Source organism: Phenylobacterium sp. (assembly GCF_036963605.1).
In the GTDB taxonomy this organism is placed as follows: domain Bacteria; phylum Pseudomonadota; class Alphaproteobacteria; order Caulobacterales; family Caulobacteraceae; genus Phenylobacterium.
This window is the reverse complement of the sequence record NZ_JBALUY010000016.1, coordinates 1-13,883: the sequence shown is the minus strand read 5'-3', so window position 1 is coordinate 13,883 and position 13,883 is coordinate 1. Positions and strand designations below refer to the sequence as shown.

Here is a 13,883-nt window from a genome sequence, read left to right as displayed (position 1 = left end):
CCGCGCATTTACCCGGCAAGAACATCCCTTGTCGATGGGGCAGAAGCGTCTGAATTGAAATGATCTTCCAAGTTGCGGCTTCTGGTAGCGCTCTATCGCCCCAAACAGCCCCTGGTCGCCCGCCCGGCGATCATGGCCGCAGCCAGCGGCTGCGGGCCGTGGGGCGGACGGAGACCGGGCCAGACGACCCCCTCGCACGCCGTGATCACAAACAAGCGATGTCGGCTCAGGCAGGCTCGGACCCCACAGGCGCCTGGCGTCTTGCAATTCATCTGCGGATGCGATTGGAGACCGGCGCGTTACTGCGCTATTTTCCCGCCACCGGATTCGAGGAGTGCCTGATGACCGACCAGATCGAACGGCCCTGGGCCCTGATGCGCCATCACGCCGGATGGGCCGACGTCTTCCATATCGAGAAGGAAGCGGGTGACTCCGTGACGGGCTTCTATCCCGACCGCGAAACGGTCGGACCGCCCGTCAGCTATTCCGTGCGCGCCGTGCTGGCCCGCTTCCCGACCATGGAGGCCGCCCGCGCCGCCCGCGAAGGCGCCGTGGCCGAGTGGCGCAAGCATGACGCCGGCGTCCAGGAGGCCGAGGAAAAGCTTCGCGCCGCCGAAAAGGCCCGCGAGGACGCCTGGCTGGGCTGCCTGCGCGAGGCGGCCGACCGCTCGGTGGGCTAAGGCTCCCGCTAGACCCGAACAGAGCCCCCGTCGCCCTCAGGCGGCGGGGGTTTTCTGTGGGACGCCGCCTTTAGTCGGCTTCGCGGTACTTGGTGTGGCAGGTCTTGCAGGCGGCGCCGACCTGGGCGGCCTGCTTGCGGGTCGCCGCAGGATCGCCGGCCTTGGCCAGGGCGGCCAGCCGATCGGTCTGCGCCCTCAGATTGGCCGCGGCGTCAGCGAATCCCGCGGCGTCGCTCCAGACCTCCGCCCGGGCTGCGGTCTTGGCGCCGGACTCCACGCCGCTGCCCCGGGGAAACCAGGTGGGAACCTGGGCGGCGTGGCCTTGCAGGCGGCCCGCGGCGGCCGCGACGGCGGCCATGTCCGGCTTGCCGCGCTTCAACTCGTCATTGATCGCCTTGAAGCTCGCGCCGATCTGCTTGAATCCGGCCTGCCGGGCGCTGACGGCCTTTTCGGCGGCGTCCCCCTGCGCCAGGGCTACGCCGGAAAGGGCCACGCTGGCGCAGGCCGCCAGGACCAGGACCGAACTGCGCCGGGCGTTTCGCAACATCATCTGGTCATTCCCCGACCGTGAACACTGGGCAGACATTGAGGGCCATGGCGAAGCGGCGTCAATTGGCCGGCGCGCCGCGACGCTGGGCCTCGGCGATCAGCGCGCCACAGGCGGCGTCCTCACCCAGGCCCGGATCGACAAAGGGCAGCAGCGCTGCGAGCGGGGCGGCGATGGCGGCCAGGGCGACGGCGACGCCGCCCTGGGCGATCGCGCCGCCGGCCTCCACCCCGACCTTGGGCGACAGCATCGGTCCACTGACCGTCACCGGCGCCAGGAGGCGAACCAGCCGCGGCTCCTTGGCCTCGCCGTCCAGGCGCAGGTCGAGGCGCTCGCGGCCCAGATCGATCTCCCCTTCCCCGCGGCCGATCACCGGCTCGGTGTCGAAGACGATCTGATTGGACCTCAGCACCCCGTCGCGGGCGCGGAAATGGGCGACGGCGCACCGCACCGGCGTCTTGCTCTGGTCGTCGGTGAGCAAAAGGCCTAGGCCCCGGGTGACGTTGATGCCGATCAGTTCGGCGAAGGCTTCGCGGATTTCACCCCGTGGAACCACCAGCAGCACCTCGCCATCGGCGTCGGCCATTGTCCGGTGGACCGAGGCGCCGGCGCCGCGCAGCTTCACCCGGCCGACGAGATCTCCACTCAGCGGCGCGATTCCGCCGTCGGCGACAGGCAGCAGTTGTTCCAGGCGCGCCCCACTGAGGCGCATGTCCAGCTCCGTCACCGGCGTGTCTTGCCGGGCGTCAAGCTTGATCTGGCCGGCGAAGGCGCCCTGCGGCAGGGAGAAAACCACCTCGTCGGCGTCCAGCACCCCGGCCTCGAGGGTCAGATGCACCCGCGCCCCGCGCAGCGGCAGGTGCGGAGCCTCTATGGCGTCGGCGCGATAGGTCAGCTCAGCGTCCATGGCTCGGATGCGTTCGACCTGCAGGGTGGAGTCCGGGAAGATGCGCTGTTCGGCGCGTAGCTGCCGGGCCACGGCCAGCTGGCGATCGGACGCCGTCTCCCCCTGGCCCGTCGAAGGCGCGCCGCCGAACACGGTGGCGAGGTCGTCGAAGTCTAGTAACTTGGATCGGAGATCAGCCGACAGGAAGGGGCGCTCGCCGCTCACATCGACACGGATGTCTCCCGCCAGATCGCTGTCCCCCAGGCGACCACCCAGGCCGTCGAGCCGATAGATCTGCCCCTCGCGCACCAGACGCCCAGACAGGCGATAGGGCGGGGTGTTGGGCAGAGCCAGGCCCGTCAGGCCATAGAGATCGGAAAGGTCGGGTCCTTCCGCCGTCAGGTCGAGACCAAACCGACCCAGGTCGAACGGCTCAGGCAGGGCGCCCTTGGCGGTCACCTTCGTCGCGCCGGCCCGGATATCGACATTGAACGGATAGGGCTCGCCGGGATCGATATTGATCAAGGGGCCGCCCTCGACCCTCAGGCGAAAGGCCTCGCGGTTCAACTCGCCGTCACCGGCCAGTCGGAAGCCGCCGTCGCCGCCACGGATTTCACGGGCCGACACCGCGCCGGAAAACCGGACGCCCCGCTGCTCGTCGCGCATCTCGATCTGACCGTCCTCGATGATGAAGCGGCGGATGGCGGGCAGATCCAAAGGTTCGCTCTCGCGGCCATCGTCCTTCGAAAAGTCCCAAGTGGTCCGCCCCTCGGCGTCGCGGCGCAGGCGGACCACCGGCCGGGTCGCCTCCAGGCGGCTGAGGATGGTGCGCCCCCGGAACAGCGGCAGGATCTCCATCTGGATGGTCAGGCGATCGATCTCGATGGTCTTGCCGTCGCCGGCCCATTCGGGATCGCCGATGCTCAGGCCGTTGATCGTCGCTGTGGGCTTGAGCGACCAGGGCCTGGCCTCCAGGTCGCCGGCCAGGATCACCTCGCGTCCCGTCCGCGCCGAGGCGAAGGCGCCGATGGGGCCGCGAAGCAGGTTCCAGTCGAACAGCAGCAGAAACAGCGCCATGACCAGCACCAGCCCGCCGATCACCCCGCCGAAGATCGCCAAGCCGCGCTTCTGGCTCTGGCGCGCCTCAGGCGTGGCGGAACGCCGGCGGACATCAGCGGCCCAGGCGCGAAAGCCCGCCGCGTGGACGCGGCCGCGCTCACGGAGCAGGGTCAGCCGGAGGCCGACGGGATTGTTGCGGTTCAGACGGGGCAAGGGGCGGCTCCAGAGGCGTCAGCAACAACGCGCCAGATCCCCTTCGGTCTCCCCTCAGTGCGAAACCCCCTTCGCTGCAACCGCCGCGCGTAGGGTGATCAGGATGATCCTGATGTCGAAGACGAGGCTCCGCCGGGCCATATAGTCGGCGTCGAACCGCACCTTTTCGGCGATGGGCAGGTCGTCGCGGCCATTGATCTGAGCCCATCCCGTGACGCCTGGCCGTAGGCGATGCACGCCGGCCTCCGTGCGCAAGGCTACCAGGTCGTCCTGGTTGAACAGGGCCGGACGCGGCCCCACCAGACTCATCTGGCCGATCAGCACGCTCCAGAGCTGGGGGAATTCGTCCAGGCTGGTCCGACGCAGCAGGCGGCCCAGCGGCGTGATCCATTGCTGCGGATCATCCAGCAGGTGGGTGGCGACGTCGGGCGTATCGATCCGCATGCTGCGGAACTTGGGCATCAGAAAAAGGCGGTTGTTTCGGCCCACTCGCCGCGACCAGTGGATCGCCGGCCCCGGCGAATCCAGCCGCACCGCCATGGCGATGACCAGCAGCACGGGCCACAGGACCAGCAGCCCGGCCAATGCCGCCATCATGTCGAAGAGCCGCTTGATCACGCCGTCCCCCGTGAACCGAGACCGACCCATAGGCCCGCCGCCCGACGCATTCCAGAGCTCAGCCGAGGGACCAGACCCGAGCCTGGCCGCCGGCTTCGCCAGCCGTGACCCATTCGGCGGCGGCCTGCAATTGCGGCGCAAGGCCCTCAGGCGGATGAATCAGCACCAGGGCGCAGCCGTTCATCGTCATGGGGTCGCCCAGGGCCCGCATCCTGGCCTCGACCACCAGCATGGGAGCCGGCTCGCAGGCGTCCTCCAGGTCGCGCAGGAAGGCGTCGAAGGTCTCCAGGTCCTTGAGCGGCAGCCAGATCAGGAAGGTGGTCCCGGGCGCAAGCGCCAGGGCCTCGCTCGCCAGGACGGCGATCCGGTCGTAGTCATCGGCCTTCTCGAAGGGCGGATCGATCAGCACCAGATTTCGCGCCGCCGGATCCAGGGCGTTGGCGGCATGGGAGAACCCGTCGCCGCACAGGGTGCTGACGCCCGGCCTGTCACCAACGACTTCGGCCAGCCGCGCGTGTTCCTGGGGCTGCATCTCGCAGGCCAGATAGGTGTCGCCCGGCCGCAGGGCCCGGGCGATCAGCCAGGGTGAACCGGGGTAGAGCCAGGGCTCGGCTGAGCCGCCGTTCGCCGCCCTGACGGCCTGGACCAGATTATCGAGCGCGCCAGGCCGGTCGGTCGCCGCCATCATCCGCATGACGCCCGCCTGCGCCTCGCCGGACCGCTGGGCCTGGGGGCCGCGCAGGTCGTAGAGACCAGACCCGGCATGGGTGTCGATGATCTGCAGGGGGATTGCGTCGGCCTGCATCACGTCCAGCAAATGCAGCAGGGCGGCATGCTTGACCAGATCGGCGAAGTTGCCGGCATGGAAGGCGTGGCGGTAGTTCAAGGCGACCTCGGCGACGCGAAGGAGGAACCGGCGCGGTTCCTACCACGTTGCTCGCCGCGCCGGGCGCCCGGCCTGTGAGGAATCCGCCGCATGCCGCGCGATATCGCCGAACTCAAGTCCGAAACCCGCGCCGCTGGCCTGACCTATGTAAATCCGGACGATCCGGGCATCTCCCGGCGCCCTGGGAAGGGCGGCTTTTCCTATCTGGACGCCAAGGGCCAGCCCGTGAAGGACGAGACCACCCTCGCCCGCATCCATGCCCTGGTGATTCCGCCCGCCTGGACAGAGGTGTGGATCTGCGCCAGCCCCCGCGGCCACATCCAGGCCACCGGCCGCGATCAGAGGGGGCGGCGGCAGTACCGCTATCACGACCGCTGGCGCGAGACTCGCGACCTGGCCAAGTTCGAGCGGGTGGCCGCCTTCGGCCGCGCCCTGCCGCGCCTGCGCAAGCAGGTGGAGGCCGATCTCGCCCGGCGCGGCCTGCCCCGGGAAAAGGTGCTGGCCGCGGTCATCCGGCTGCTGGAGGTGACGCTGATCCGGGTCGGCAATGACGAATATGCCCGCACGAACAAGAGCTTCGGCCTCACCACCCTTCGCGACCGGCATGCGAAGATCAGCACCCGCGGCGTCACCTTCGCCTTCCGCGGCAAGTCCGGCAAACAGCACGAGACGGCCTTTCAGGACCGCCGCCTGGCCCGGGTGGTCAAGTCCTGCCAGGACCTGCCCGGCCAGCGGCTGTTCCAGTACCTGGACGCGGACGGCGCACGCCACGCCGTCGAATCCGCCGACGTGAACGCCTACATCCGCGAAGCCATGGGCCTGGAGGTCAGCGCCAAGGATTTCCGCACCTGGGCGGCCACCGTCTCGGCCGCCCGCGCCCTGGTGGAACACGGCGGTTGCGGAACCAAGACCGAGACCAAGCGCAACCTGAACACCTGCATCAAGGCGGTGGCGGGCCTGCTGGGAAATACGCCGGCCGTCTGCCGCCGGGCCTATATCCATCCGCTGGTCCTGACGGCCTATGAAGGGGGCGAGTTACCACTCAAGGCCGCCGCCACGGCCAGGGCCTTCGAGCTCTCGGTCATCCGCTTCCTCGAGCGGGCGGCCCAGGTGAGTCCTGAGGACGACGCGCCCAGGGGTCGTGATCGCGGCAAGAACCCGTGACAAGCCGCCGCGGTGTCCGGCAGGATGGGTCAAAAGCCGGCCGCCCGGATTTCGGAGTGGCCCGTAGGGAGATCATCATGTCGCTGACGCTCTATTCCGGGGATCTGAGCCCCTATTCCGCCCGCGTGCGGATGCAGATCTACGCCAAGGGCATCACCGACATCGAGATCGCGCGCCCGGCCACCTTTGGGACGCCGCAGTTCCGCAAGGACTATCCCATCGGCCGCATCCCTGTGCTGGAGGGGGATGGCGGGCCCATGGCGGAGTCCGAGGTCATCGCCGAGTATCTCGAGGAACGCTATCCCGAGCCCTCCATGCTAGGGGCCACCCCGCGGGAGACCGCCCAGATCCGCACCCTCGCCCGCATTGGCGACATCTACATCATGAACAACATGTTCATGCTCTCGCCCCAGTCCCGGGCCGACACCCGCAACCAGGGGATTGTCGACCTGCTGGGCGGCCAGGTGGTGCGCAACGTCAAGGCCCTGGAAAAGCTGATCGGCGAGGACGGCTTCGCCTGCGCAGGCCGCCTGACCCTGGCCGACTGCGCCATCGTGCCAGGCCTCTTCCTGGTGGAGAACGTCCTGCCGTCGGTGGGCATGGACAATCCCATCCCCTCAACCCCCAAGGTCGCCGCCTACTGGGCCGCCATCCAGCAACAGGCGCCCGCCGCCAAGGTGCTGGAAGAGCTGCACCGGGGGCTGGAGGAACGGCGTGAACTGATCCGCAGCGGCGTGTTCCAGAAGATGATGGCCAAGGCCGCCGCCGACATGGCCGCCGCGGAAAGCGGGTCCGCCTAGCGCCAGGCGGGCGCCTGAGCCGTTCGGAGGAAGAGGTTCAGGGGCCCAGGACAGCTGACGGATCGCCCCCCTGAGCCTTCAACCCTTCGCTCACATTGGCGATCGTCCGCGTCATGTCAGGGGCGCGGGCGGCCGCGAGCAGGGCGTCGAGCGCAGCCCGATCTTGGAGCCTGCCGGCGGCGATCACCGCCACGGGGCGGCGCATGGCGCTCATGTCCTTGGTCGGATCCGCATCGAGCAGGATGAGGTCGGCCCTCACCCCCGGCCGAACCAGCCCGCCGCTGTCGTCGGCCTCAAGCGTCAGCGCCGCGTTGGTCGTGGCCGCGCCCAGGGCCTGGGCCGGCGTCAGACCGGCGTCAATCATCAGGTCCAGCTCATCGATCAGAGAGACCCCTGGCGCATTGGCGAAGATCCCGGAGTCGCTGCCGGCCACCAGGCGGACGCCGGCCTCATGCAGCGCGAGCGTGGCGGCCTGATAGAAGGCGAAGTCGGCCCGGGCGGTCTCCACATCTTCGGCCGCCCAGCGGGCGTAGTTGGGGGCTTCCTGGGCGACGACCAGGGGGTTGAGCAGCTGCATGTCGGGGCCTTTGACGAATTCGCCCTTCGTCTCTGCGACCCGCAGCAAATTGTAGAAGGCGACCAGGGTCGGATCGACCACCGCCTTTGACGCCGCCAGCCGCGCGGCCAGCGCGCGCATGGCGTCCAGGTCTCGGCGGTTCCTCAGTCCATGCCAGACGATCGTCTCCGCGTGTTCGAATGTGGCGAAACCGTCGTCCAGCAGTTCCTCGAAAGCGATGTCGAACGGGGCCTGGGCGGGCACGCCAGGCCCGCGCCGCCCCTCGGGCGAATGGCCCATGATCTCCATGTCCAGCTCCCGGGCCTCGTCGCGGATCGCCTCATAGGCCTCCCGCGAGAGGTTCGAATAGACCTTCAGCGTGCGGAAACCGGCCGCGTGCTGCCGATGCACGGCCGCGCGCGCCTCGTCTGCCGTCTCCACCCGTTCGTGGATGATCTGAAAATTCGCGCCCGTGCTGTTGAGAATCGGACCGGAGGTGACGAGCCGTGGGCCGACCACCGCCCCGGACTCGATCTCCTGGGCGAGGCGCAGGTGGAACGGCATGCCCGAGAGGTTGCGGATCTGGGTGACGCCATGGGCCAGATAGGCGCCTAGCTCCACCTGGTCCCACAGATGGACATGCATGTCGGTCAGGCCGCGCATCAGATAGAGGCCGCGACCATCGATCAGGGTTTTGGGGGCCGCTTCACCATCGTTCGGAGCCGCCTCCACGATGCGGTCGCCATCGATCCAGACCGTCTCGCCGGCGCGACGCACCACGTCGATTCCGTCGAATTCGAGTATCTCCGCACCCGATATGACTATGGATTGAGCTTGAGCCCGTCCCGTCAGGAGGCCGCTTAACGTGATGGCCGTAATCGCAAGCGCGGCTAAGTATATACGTGGCATGGGCGTATATTTCCAAACATAGGAATCATCGCCCGCAGCGCCGCGGGCGTTGTAGCCTAACATTGGCATGCGGCGCGGCATAGCGCACCGGCACTTTGCTTTGCCTAGCCTCTCCGCCACAGCTCAAAACTGATGTTACAATCAGGTTCAACACGAGGCCGAGAGGCCCCGTCTCATCGGCGCAGGCTGTAGCCCACCCGGATCGTTCGGGGGGCGGCCAAGGTCAGGAGGCCGTCGCCCGTCACCTGGGCCTCCACTTCAGCGTCGAGCAGATTGTCCGCAGCCAGGTAGACCTCGGCGTCGACGCCTGTTCGCCAGGCGGCGCGCAGGTCCAGCGTGGTGACCGAAGCCAAGCTGCGGCTATTGAGATCGTCCTCATACCGCTGGCCTTCATGCCGGACCTGGCCCGACAGGCGGAGGCGCTCGGTGAGCGCCCAGTCGATGCCGAGGGTGGCGGCGAACTCGGGCGTCTGGGCCGGCCGCAGGCCCGTGAGCTGAGGCGCAACGCCTCCCCCGTCCACCTCGGCCCGTGTCGCGACGGCGGCGGCGCGCAGGTCCAGCGCGCCCCAGCTCCGCTGTGCGGACACCTCCAGCCCCAGGGCGTCGATGGCGCCGGCGTTCTGGCGCTGGCGCAACACCCCGCCGGCCGGGACGAAGCCGGCGATCGGGAAGGTCCCTGGCCCATCGCCGATCGTCACGTTGGTGATCGGGTCGTCCAGGCGATTGAAGAAGACGCCGAGCGACCATCGCAGCGCGCCTTCGCCCCCGAGAGCCGCCTCGAGTCCATACAGCCGCTCCGGCTCAAGATCGGGGTTGGCCTCGGTGATGTCATTGCCGACCCGGAAAGGCCGATGGAGTTCGTTGAGGGTCGGCGGGCGGAAGCCGGAATAGGCCGCGCCGCGCAGATAGAGGTTATCCGTCAGCGCCAGGCGGGCGCCTACACGCCCGGTGGGGGTCGAGCCGCTGGAGTCCTCCGCCCGGGAGTCCAGCAGAATGGCGCCGCCGTTCAGGTCACGCTCGATCCGACGCGCGTCGCGCGCCGACCAGCCATCCAGGCGCAGGCCGCCGGTCAGCAGGAGGCGATCGGCTTGATAGGTGGTCTCGCCATAGACGCCGCCGACCAGGGTCCGGCCGCCCGCCACCCGGCCGCGGGTGAAGCCGTCGCCCAGATTGCGGAAAAACTCCCGGGTCTCCCCGTCACTCACACGGACATCGCCGCCGAGCTCCCAGGTCCAGCCGCCCGACACCTGGCGCCAGGCCGCGTTGGCGCCATAGCCCAGGGCGGGCGTGGCCAGCTGCTGGGCGGCCGGGCGGCTGGCCGAGCGATCAGGCTCCACCGCGGCGAAGCGGTTCTTGAGGTCGCTGGTCCGCAGCCAGACCTGGACGCGCCAGCCGCCTGCGTCGGTTTGCGAGGGCTGGGCCAGGGACAGGGTTGCTGACCCACCGCTGGCCTGGGAGCCGACACCCTCGACGCCCCCGCCCCGGCGCTCCTCGTAGGCGTCCAGGCGGAAGGCGGCCTGCACGCCGGCCACCTCGCCCTGCAGCCGCGCGGCGGCGGAGACCTGGTTGAGGCCGGCGGGCTGGTCGACCCGTCCACGGCCGGCGCCGCGGATCGGCACGTAGCCCTCCGTCGTCGACCCCGAGACCACGGCCAGCAGGTTCTCCATCCCCAGGGCGGCGGCGGCCCGGTAGGTCCCGCGAGAACCTGCGGACACGTCCAGAGCAGAGAGCCCCTGCGCCGGCGCCCGTTCGCTGAGCGCCACCACCCCGGTCAGGGCGCCCGCCCCATAGGGACCCGCGCCCGAGCCCTTGATGATCTGGGCCGCCGCCAGGCCCTCCGGCGGCAGGGCCGACCAGATCACCCAGCCGCCAAAAGGATCGTTCTGGGGCGCGCCATCCAGGGTCACCAGGGTGCGCCCGGCGCCGGACGGCGCGATGGCCCGCAGGGAGAGGCCCTGGATGGTCGGATTGGCCACCTCGCTGCCCGTTCGGCGAAACAGGGCGACGCCTGGCTCGCCACGCAAGGCCTCGTCGAGGCGTGGCGCGGTCGCCAGGGTTTCAATCCTCAGGGTTGTGAGGGCGAAGGCGGCGTCCCCGGGGCTGGGCGCCAGCCGCGGCGCCGTGACCTGCAGCTCGGAAATCAAAGGGGGCGGCATGTCGGGCATGAAAGCGGCTCCGGAACTGCGAGGTCGGGTCACGAGTGGGTGACTTGGGTCCCAGTCATTAGGAATTTGGACAGGCTGCGGCCTGCAACCTGCGATACTGACACGCACCGCCAGCAAGAAGCTTCGAGTTCACCCATGGCTGTCCCCGACACCAGCGCCATCATATCAAGCCTGCTCGCGGCCAGCCGCTGGTGGAGCGGATCGACGATCACCTACAGCGCGCCCAGCGCGGGCTCAACCTGGCCTACCTATGATGCCGGGAAGGAACCAGGCGTCGCAGGCTACGGTGTCCTGAACGCCTCGCAGGTCCAGCAGTTCAGAGCCGCCATCGACGCCTGGGACAAGGTCGTCGCCGTCAACTTCATCCAGACCGACGATGTGGCCTCGCCAGGTCAGATCCGCGTGGCTTTCACAGACGTCGACGCCCTGGGCGATGGAGACGAGGATCTCTGGGGCTACGCCTACTATCCGCCCAGCTATGGCGGCGGCGGAAGCGCCATCTCCGGCGATATCTGGATTGACCAGTCGCACGTCACCTCTGACTTCGCCCAGGGCGGCAACGACTTCAGTTCGCTGGTTCATGAGATTGGCCACGCGATCGGCCTGAAACATCCTTTCGAGGATGGGGCGGTCCTGCCGGCGGCCTATGACAACAGCCGCTACACGGTCATGGCCTACACTGACGCCACGGACAGCCTCTACTGGCAGGTCGAAGCCACCGCCACCGGTGTCCGCATCACGCCCACCCGGGTCGCGCCCGAGACCCCCATGGTGTTTGACGTCCTCGCCGCCCAGAACCGCTACGGCGCCGACTCCACGACGGCCGCCGGAAATACGACCTACGCCTGGGACGAGAGCCGGCCCTTCTTCCAGACCGTCTATGACGCCGGCGGCGTCGACACCTTCGATCTCTCCAGTCACAGCCGCGGCTCGATCATCGACCTCGCGCCCGGCGCCTATTCGTCCATCGCCCAGTTCTCGGCCCAGGCCCAAATCGCCCAGATGCTGATCCGTTTCCCCTGGGCGGCGGACTTCTTCAACGAGCATATCCTGGGCCCCGAAACCTACACCTGGTCGGACAATCTCGGGATCGCCTACAACACGGTGATCGAGAATGTTATCGGCGGCTCCGGCGCGGACACCATCCTGGGCAACAGCGCCGACAATGAAATCCGTGGCGGCGACGGGACCAGCTATCTGCGCGGCTTCGACGGCAACGACCGCCTCTGGGGGGGATCGGCCTTCGACGACATGCACGGCAATGTGGGCGCCGACACCCTATGGGGCGCCGGCGGCGACGACTGGGTGGTGGGCGGCAAGGACGACGACCTGCTCCATGGCGAGGCCGGCAGCGATATCGTCTATGGAAATATCGGCAATGACACCTGCCATGGGGATGACGGAAACGACCTGATCCGCGGCGGCCAGAACAACGACGTCCTCTATGGCGGGGCCGGGAACGACTGGATGTCCGGGGACAAGGGTGACGACACCCTTGCCGGCGGCGCCGGCGCCGACATTTTCAACACCTTCGGCGACGCCGGCCTGGACCGGGTTCTGGACTTCAGCAGCGCCCAGGGCGACCGGGTGCGGTTCGACCCCGGCACGGTCTGGGAGCTCGGCTTTTCCGGTTCGGACGCCGTGATCAACATGACGGGCGGCGCGCAGATGATCCTGGTCGGCGTCACCGCCGCCACCCTCGGGGACTGGCTCGTCGCCTGAGCCTCCAAAGGTCGGTGGACTCAGGCCTCCGGCTGTGGCTGTCCTGCGGCCATGTGCAACGAGTATCTGAAGCGGGCCGCGGCCACCGATCTGGCCGAGCTGTTCTCCGAGTACGGCGTCCCGCTCCGGATCGACGAGGCGGCGTCGAACCGCTCCCTGGATGAGCCGATCCGGCCCACCGAACGGGCGACCATCCTGCGACCGATCGACCCTGCCCAGCCCCAAAATGGCCTGGAGATGCTCGACCTGCGCTGGTGGCTGGTCCCGGCCTTCCACAAGGGACCGGTGAAGGACTGGCGAGCCATGAGCACCAATGCGCGGATCGAGACGGCGGACACCAGCCCCGCCTTCAAGGACGCCTATCGCCGCCGCCGCTGCCTCGTGCCGCTGACCAGCTTCATCGAATACTCCGAGCCGGCAGGCTGGAAGAAGGGACAACCCAAGCAGCGGAACGAGATCAGCTGGGCGGGCGAGGATATCCGCTTCTTCGCCGGCCTCTGGGAGCGATCCGCCCCCACCGATTTCCCCCACGGCCTGGAAAGCTTCGCCTTCATCACCGGCCCTGCGCCGGCCGACATGGCGACCATCCACGATCGCGGCCCCCCGGTTCTGACTCTGCGTCAGGGCCTGGCCTGGCTGGACCTGAAGGGTTCGGGCAAGGCCGCCTTCAAGACACCCCCGCCGGCCGGAACCTTCGACGTGCAGGTGCGTCCTCGCGAGCAGTTGATGTCGCCGGAAATGCGCCGCCTGCTCTGACACGCCGCGCCTTGGGCGCCGGCTCCGATATGTTCTATATAAGTTCCAATGTCCTTTCCTGAATCAGCTCCCCCGGCCCCTGCGCCGAAGATCAGCGACCTCGCCCGTGTGGGCGGGCCCGGCCACCAGCCCGACTATCTCCAGGGCCTGAACCCCGAGCAGCGCGAGGCGGTGGAAACCGTCGAGGGTCCGGTCCTGGTCCTGGCCGGCGCCGGCACCGGCAAGACCCGTGTGCTGACCACGCGGCTGGCCCATATCCTGACCACCGGCCGCGCCAAACCCTGGGAGCTGCTGGCCGTCACCTTCACCAACAAGGCCGCCCGCGAGATGCGCGAGCGGATCGCCGCCATCATCGGGCCTGAGGCCGAGGGCCTGCGGTGGCTAGGCACCTTCCACTCGGTCGCCGCCCAGATCCTGCGCCGGCATGCCGAGCTGGTCGGCCTGAAGTCCAGCTACACCATCCTCGACACCGACGATCAGGAGCGGCTGCTCAAGCAGCTGCTGGAGGCCGAGAACATCGATTCCAAGCGCTGGACGGCCAAGGCCCTGGCCGGCCTGATCGACCACTGGAAGAATCGCGGCTGGACGCCAGACCGCCTGCCCCCGGCCGAGGGCGCGGCCTTCGCCAACAATCGCGGCCAGGCGCTCTACCGGCTCTATCAGGAGCGGTTGCGGGTGCTGAACGCCTGCGATTTCGGCGACCTGCTGCTGCACAACATCACCATCTTCACCTCCCAGCCGGACGTACTGGCCGAGTATCACGATCGCTTCAAATTCATCCTGGTAGACGAGTACCAGGACACCAATGTCGCCCAGTACCTGTGGCTGCGCCTGCTGGCCCAGAAGCGGCAGAACGTCTGCTGCGTCGGCGACGACGACCAGTCGATCTATGGCTGGCGGGGCGCCGAGGTGGACAACATCC

The 13,883-nt window shown here is 68.6% G+C and carries 12 protein-coding genes; 6 read left to right on the top strand and 6 right to left on the bottom strand.

The features are described 5' to 3' along the window. The first annotated feature begins 341 nt into the window (after nt 1–341). A complete protein-coding gene (locus tag V7702_RS04795) occupies nt 342–680 on the top strand; it encodes a hypothetical protein (RefSeq protein ID WP_300573079.1) in 339 nt (112 codons plus the stop codon). Between the two features lie 70 nt (nt 681–750). On the opposite strand, the gene V7702_RS04790 is transcribed toward V7702_RS04795, so the two are convergent. The 4 genes from V7702_RS04790 to rlmJ form a co-directional block, all read right to left on the bottom strand. Next, nucleotides 751–1,230 (bottom strand): c-type cytochrome, encoded by a 480-nt coding sequence (locus V7702_RS04790; RefSeq protein ID WP_335648999.1) that lies wholly within the window; start codon nt 1,228–1,230, stop codon nt 751–753. A 58-nt stretch (nt 1,231–1,288) separates the two neighbouring features. After that, nucleotides 1,289–3,385 carry an AsmA family protein gene (locus V7702_RS04785; RefSeq protein WP_335648998.1) on the bottom strand — a complete coding sequence of 699 codons (2,097 nt, stop codon included), beginning with the start codon at nt 3,383–3,385 and terminating at the stop codon, nt 1,289–1,291. 54 nt (nt 3,386–3,439) lie between these two features. After that, nucleotides 3,440–4,000 carry a sugar transferase gene (locus V7702_RS04780; RefSeq protein WP_335649026.1) on the bottom strand — a complete coding sequence of 187 codons (561 nt, stop codon included), beginning with the start codon at nt 3,998–4,000 and terminating at the stop codon, nt 3,440–3,442. A 61-nt stretch (nt 4,001–4,061) separates the two neighbouring features. Continuing rightward, nucleotides 4,062–4,889: a 23S rRNA (adenine(2030)-N(6))-methyltransferase RlmJ gene (gene rlmJ, locus V7702_RS04775; protein WP_335648997.1), complete on the bottom strand. Its 828-nt coding sequence runs from the start codon at nt 4,887–4,889 to the stop codon at nt 4,062–4,064. A gap of 90 nt (nt 4,890–4,979) precedes the next feature. Here rlmJ and V7702_RS04770 point away from each other — a divergent pair, with 90 nt between their 5' ends. Together V7702_RS04770 and V7702_RS04765 are read left to right on the top strand one after the other, a co-directional pair. After that, entirely contained in the window at nt 4,980–6,053 is a 1,074-nt protein-coding gene (locus V7702_RS04770) for a DNA topoisomerase IB (protein WP_335648996.1), read from the top strand. A gap of 77 nt (nt 6,054–6,130) precedes the next feature. After that, a complete protein-coding gene (locus V7702_RS04765) occupies nt 6,131–6,853 on the top strand; it encodes a glutathione S-transferase family protein (protein WP_335648995.1) in 723 nt (240 codons plus the stop codon). A 37-nt stretch (nt 6,854–6,890) separates the two neighbouring features. Here the strand turns inward: V7702_RS04765 and V7702_RS04760 are convergent, their stop codons facing one another. Further along, nucleotides 6,891–8,189 carry an amidohydrolase family protein gene (locus tag V7702_RS04760; RefSeq protein ID WP_335648994.1) on the bottom strand — a complete coding sequence of 433 codons (1,299 nt, stop codon included), beginning with the start codon at nt 8,187–8,189 and terminating at the stop codon, nt 6,891–6,893. 302 nt (nt 8,190–8,491) lie between these two features. Beyond that, nucleotides 8,492–10,483, bottom strand: coding sequence for a TonB-dependent receptor (locus V7702_RS04755; RefSeq protein WP_335648993.1), 1,992 nt, complete (start codon nt 10,481–10,483; stop codon nt 8,492–8,494). A gap of 135 nt (nt 10,484–10,618) precedes the next feature. Between V7702_RS04755 and V7702_RS04750 the strand changes: the two genes are divergently transcribed. The 3 genes from V7702_RS04750 to V7702_RS04740 form a co-directional block, all read left to right on the top strand. Beyond that, nucleotides 10,619–12,205 carry a M10 family metallopeptidase gene (locus V7702_RS04750; RefSeq protein ID WP_335648992.1) on the top strand — a complete coding sequence of 529 codons (1,587 nt, stop codon included), beginning with the start codon at nt 10,619–10,621 and terminating at the stop codon, nt 12,203–12,205. 51 nt (nt 12,206–12,256) lie between these two features. After that, nucleotides 12,257–12,961 (top strand): SOS response-associated peptidase, encoded by a 705-nt coding sequence (locus tag V7702_RS04745; RefSeq protein ID WP_335648991.1) that lies wholly within the window; start codon nt 12,257–12,259, stop codon nt 12,959–12,961. A 48-nt stretch (nt 12,962–13,009) separates the two neighbouring features. Then, nucleotides 13,010–13,883 (top strand): ATP-dependent helicase (locus V7702_RS04740; RefSeq protein ID WP_335648990.1); only part of this gene is annotated, 874 nt, incomplete at its 3' end.

Bases quoted from the DNA above. Each gene is read 5' to 3' on its own strand.
- V7702_RS04790 (WP_335648999.1), bottom strand. From the start codon at position 1,230: ATGATGTTGCGAAACGCCCGGCGCAGTTCGGTCCTGGTCCTGGCGGCC.
- V7702_RS04770 (WP_335648996.1), top strand. From the start codon at position 4,980: ATGCCGCGCGATATCGCCGAACTCAAGTCCGAAACCCGCGCCGCTGGC.
- V7702_RS04750 (WP_335648992.1), top strand. From the start codon at position 10,619: ATGGCTGTCCCCGACACCAGCGCCATCATATCAAGCCTGCTCGCGGCC.
- V7702_RS04765 (WP_335648995.1), top strand. From the start codon at position 6,131: ATGTCGCTGACGCTCTATTCCGGGGATCTGAGCCCCTATTCCGCCCGC.
- V7702_RS04795 (WP_300573079.1), top strand. From the start codon at position 342: ATGACCGACCAGATCGAACGGCCCTGGGCCCTGATGCGCCATCACGCC.
- V7702_RS04755 (WP_335648993.1), bottom strand. From the start codon at position 10,483: ATGCCCGACATGCCGCCCCCTTTGATTTCCGAGCTGCAGGTCACGGCG.
- V7702_RS04745 (WP_335648991.1), top strand. From the start codon at position 12,257: ATGTGCAACGAGTATCTGAAGCGGGCCGCGGCCACCGATCTGGCCGAG.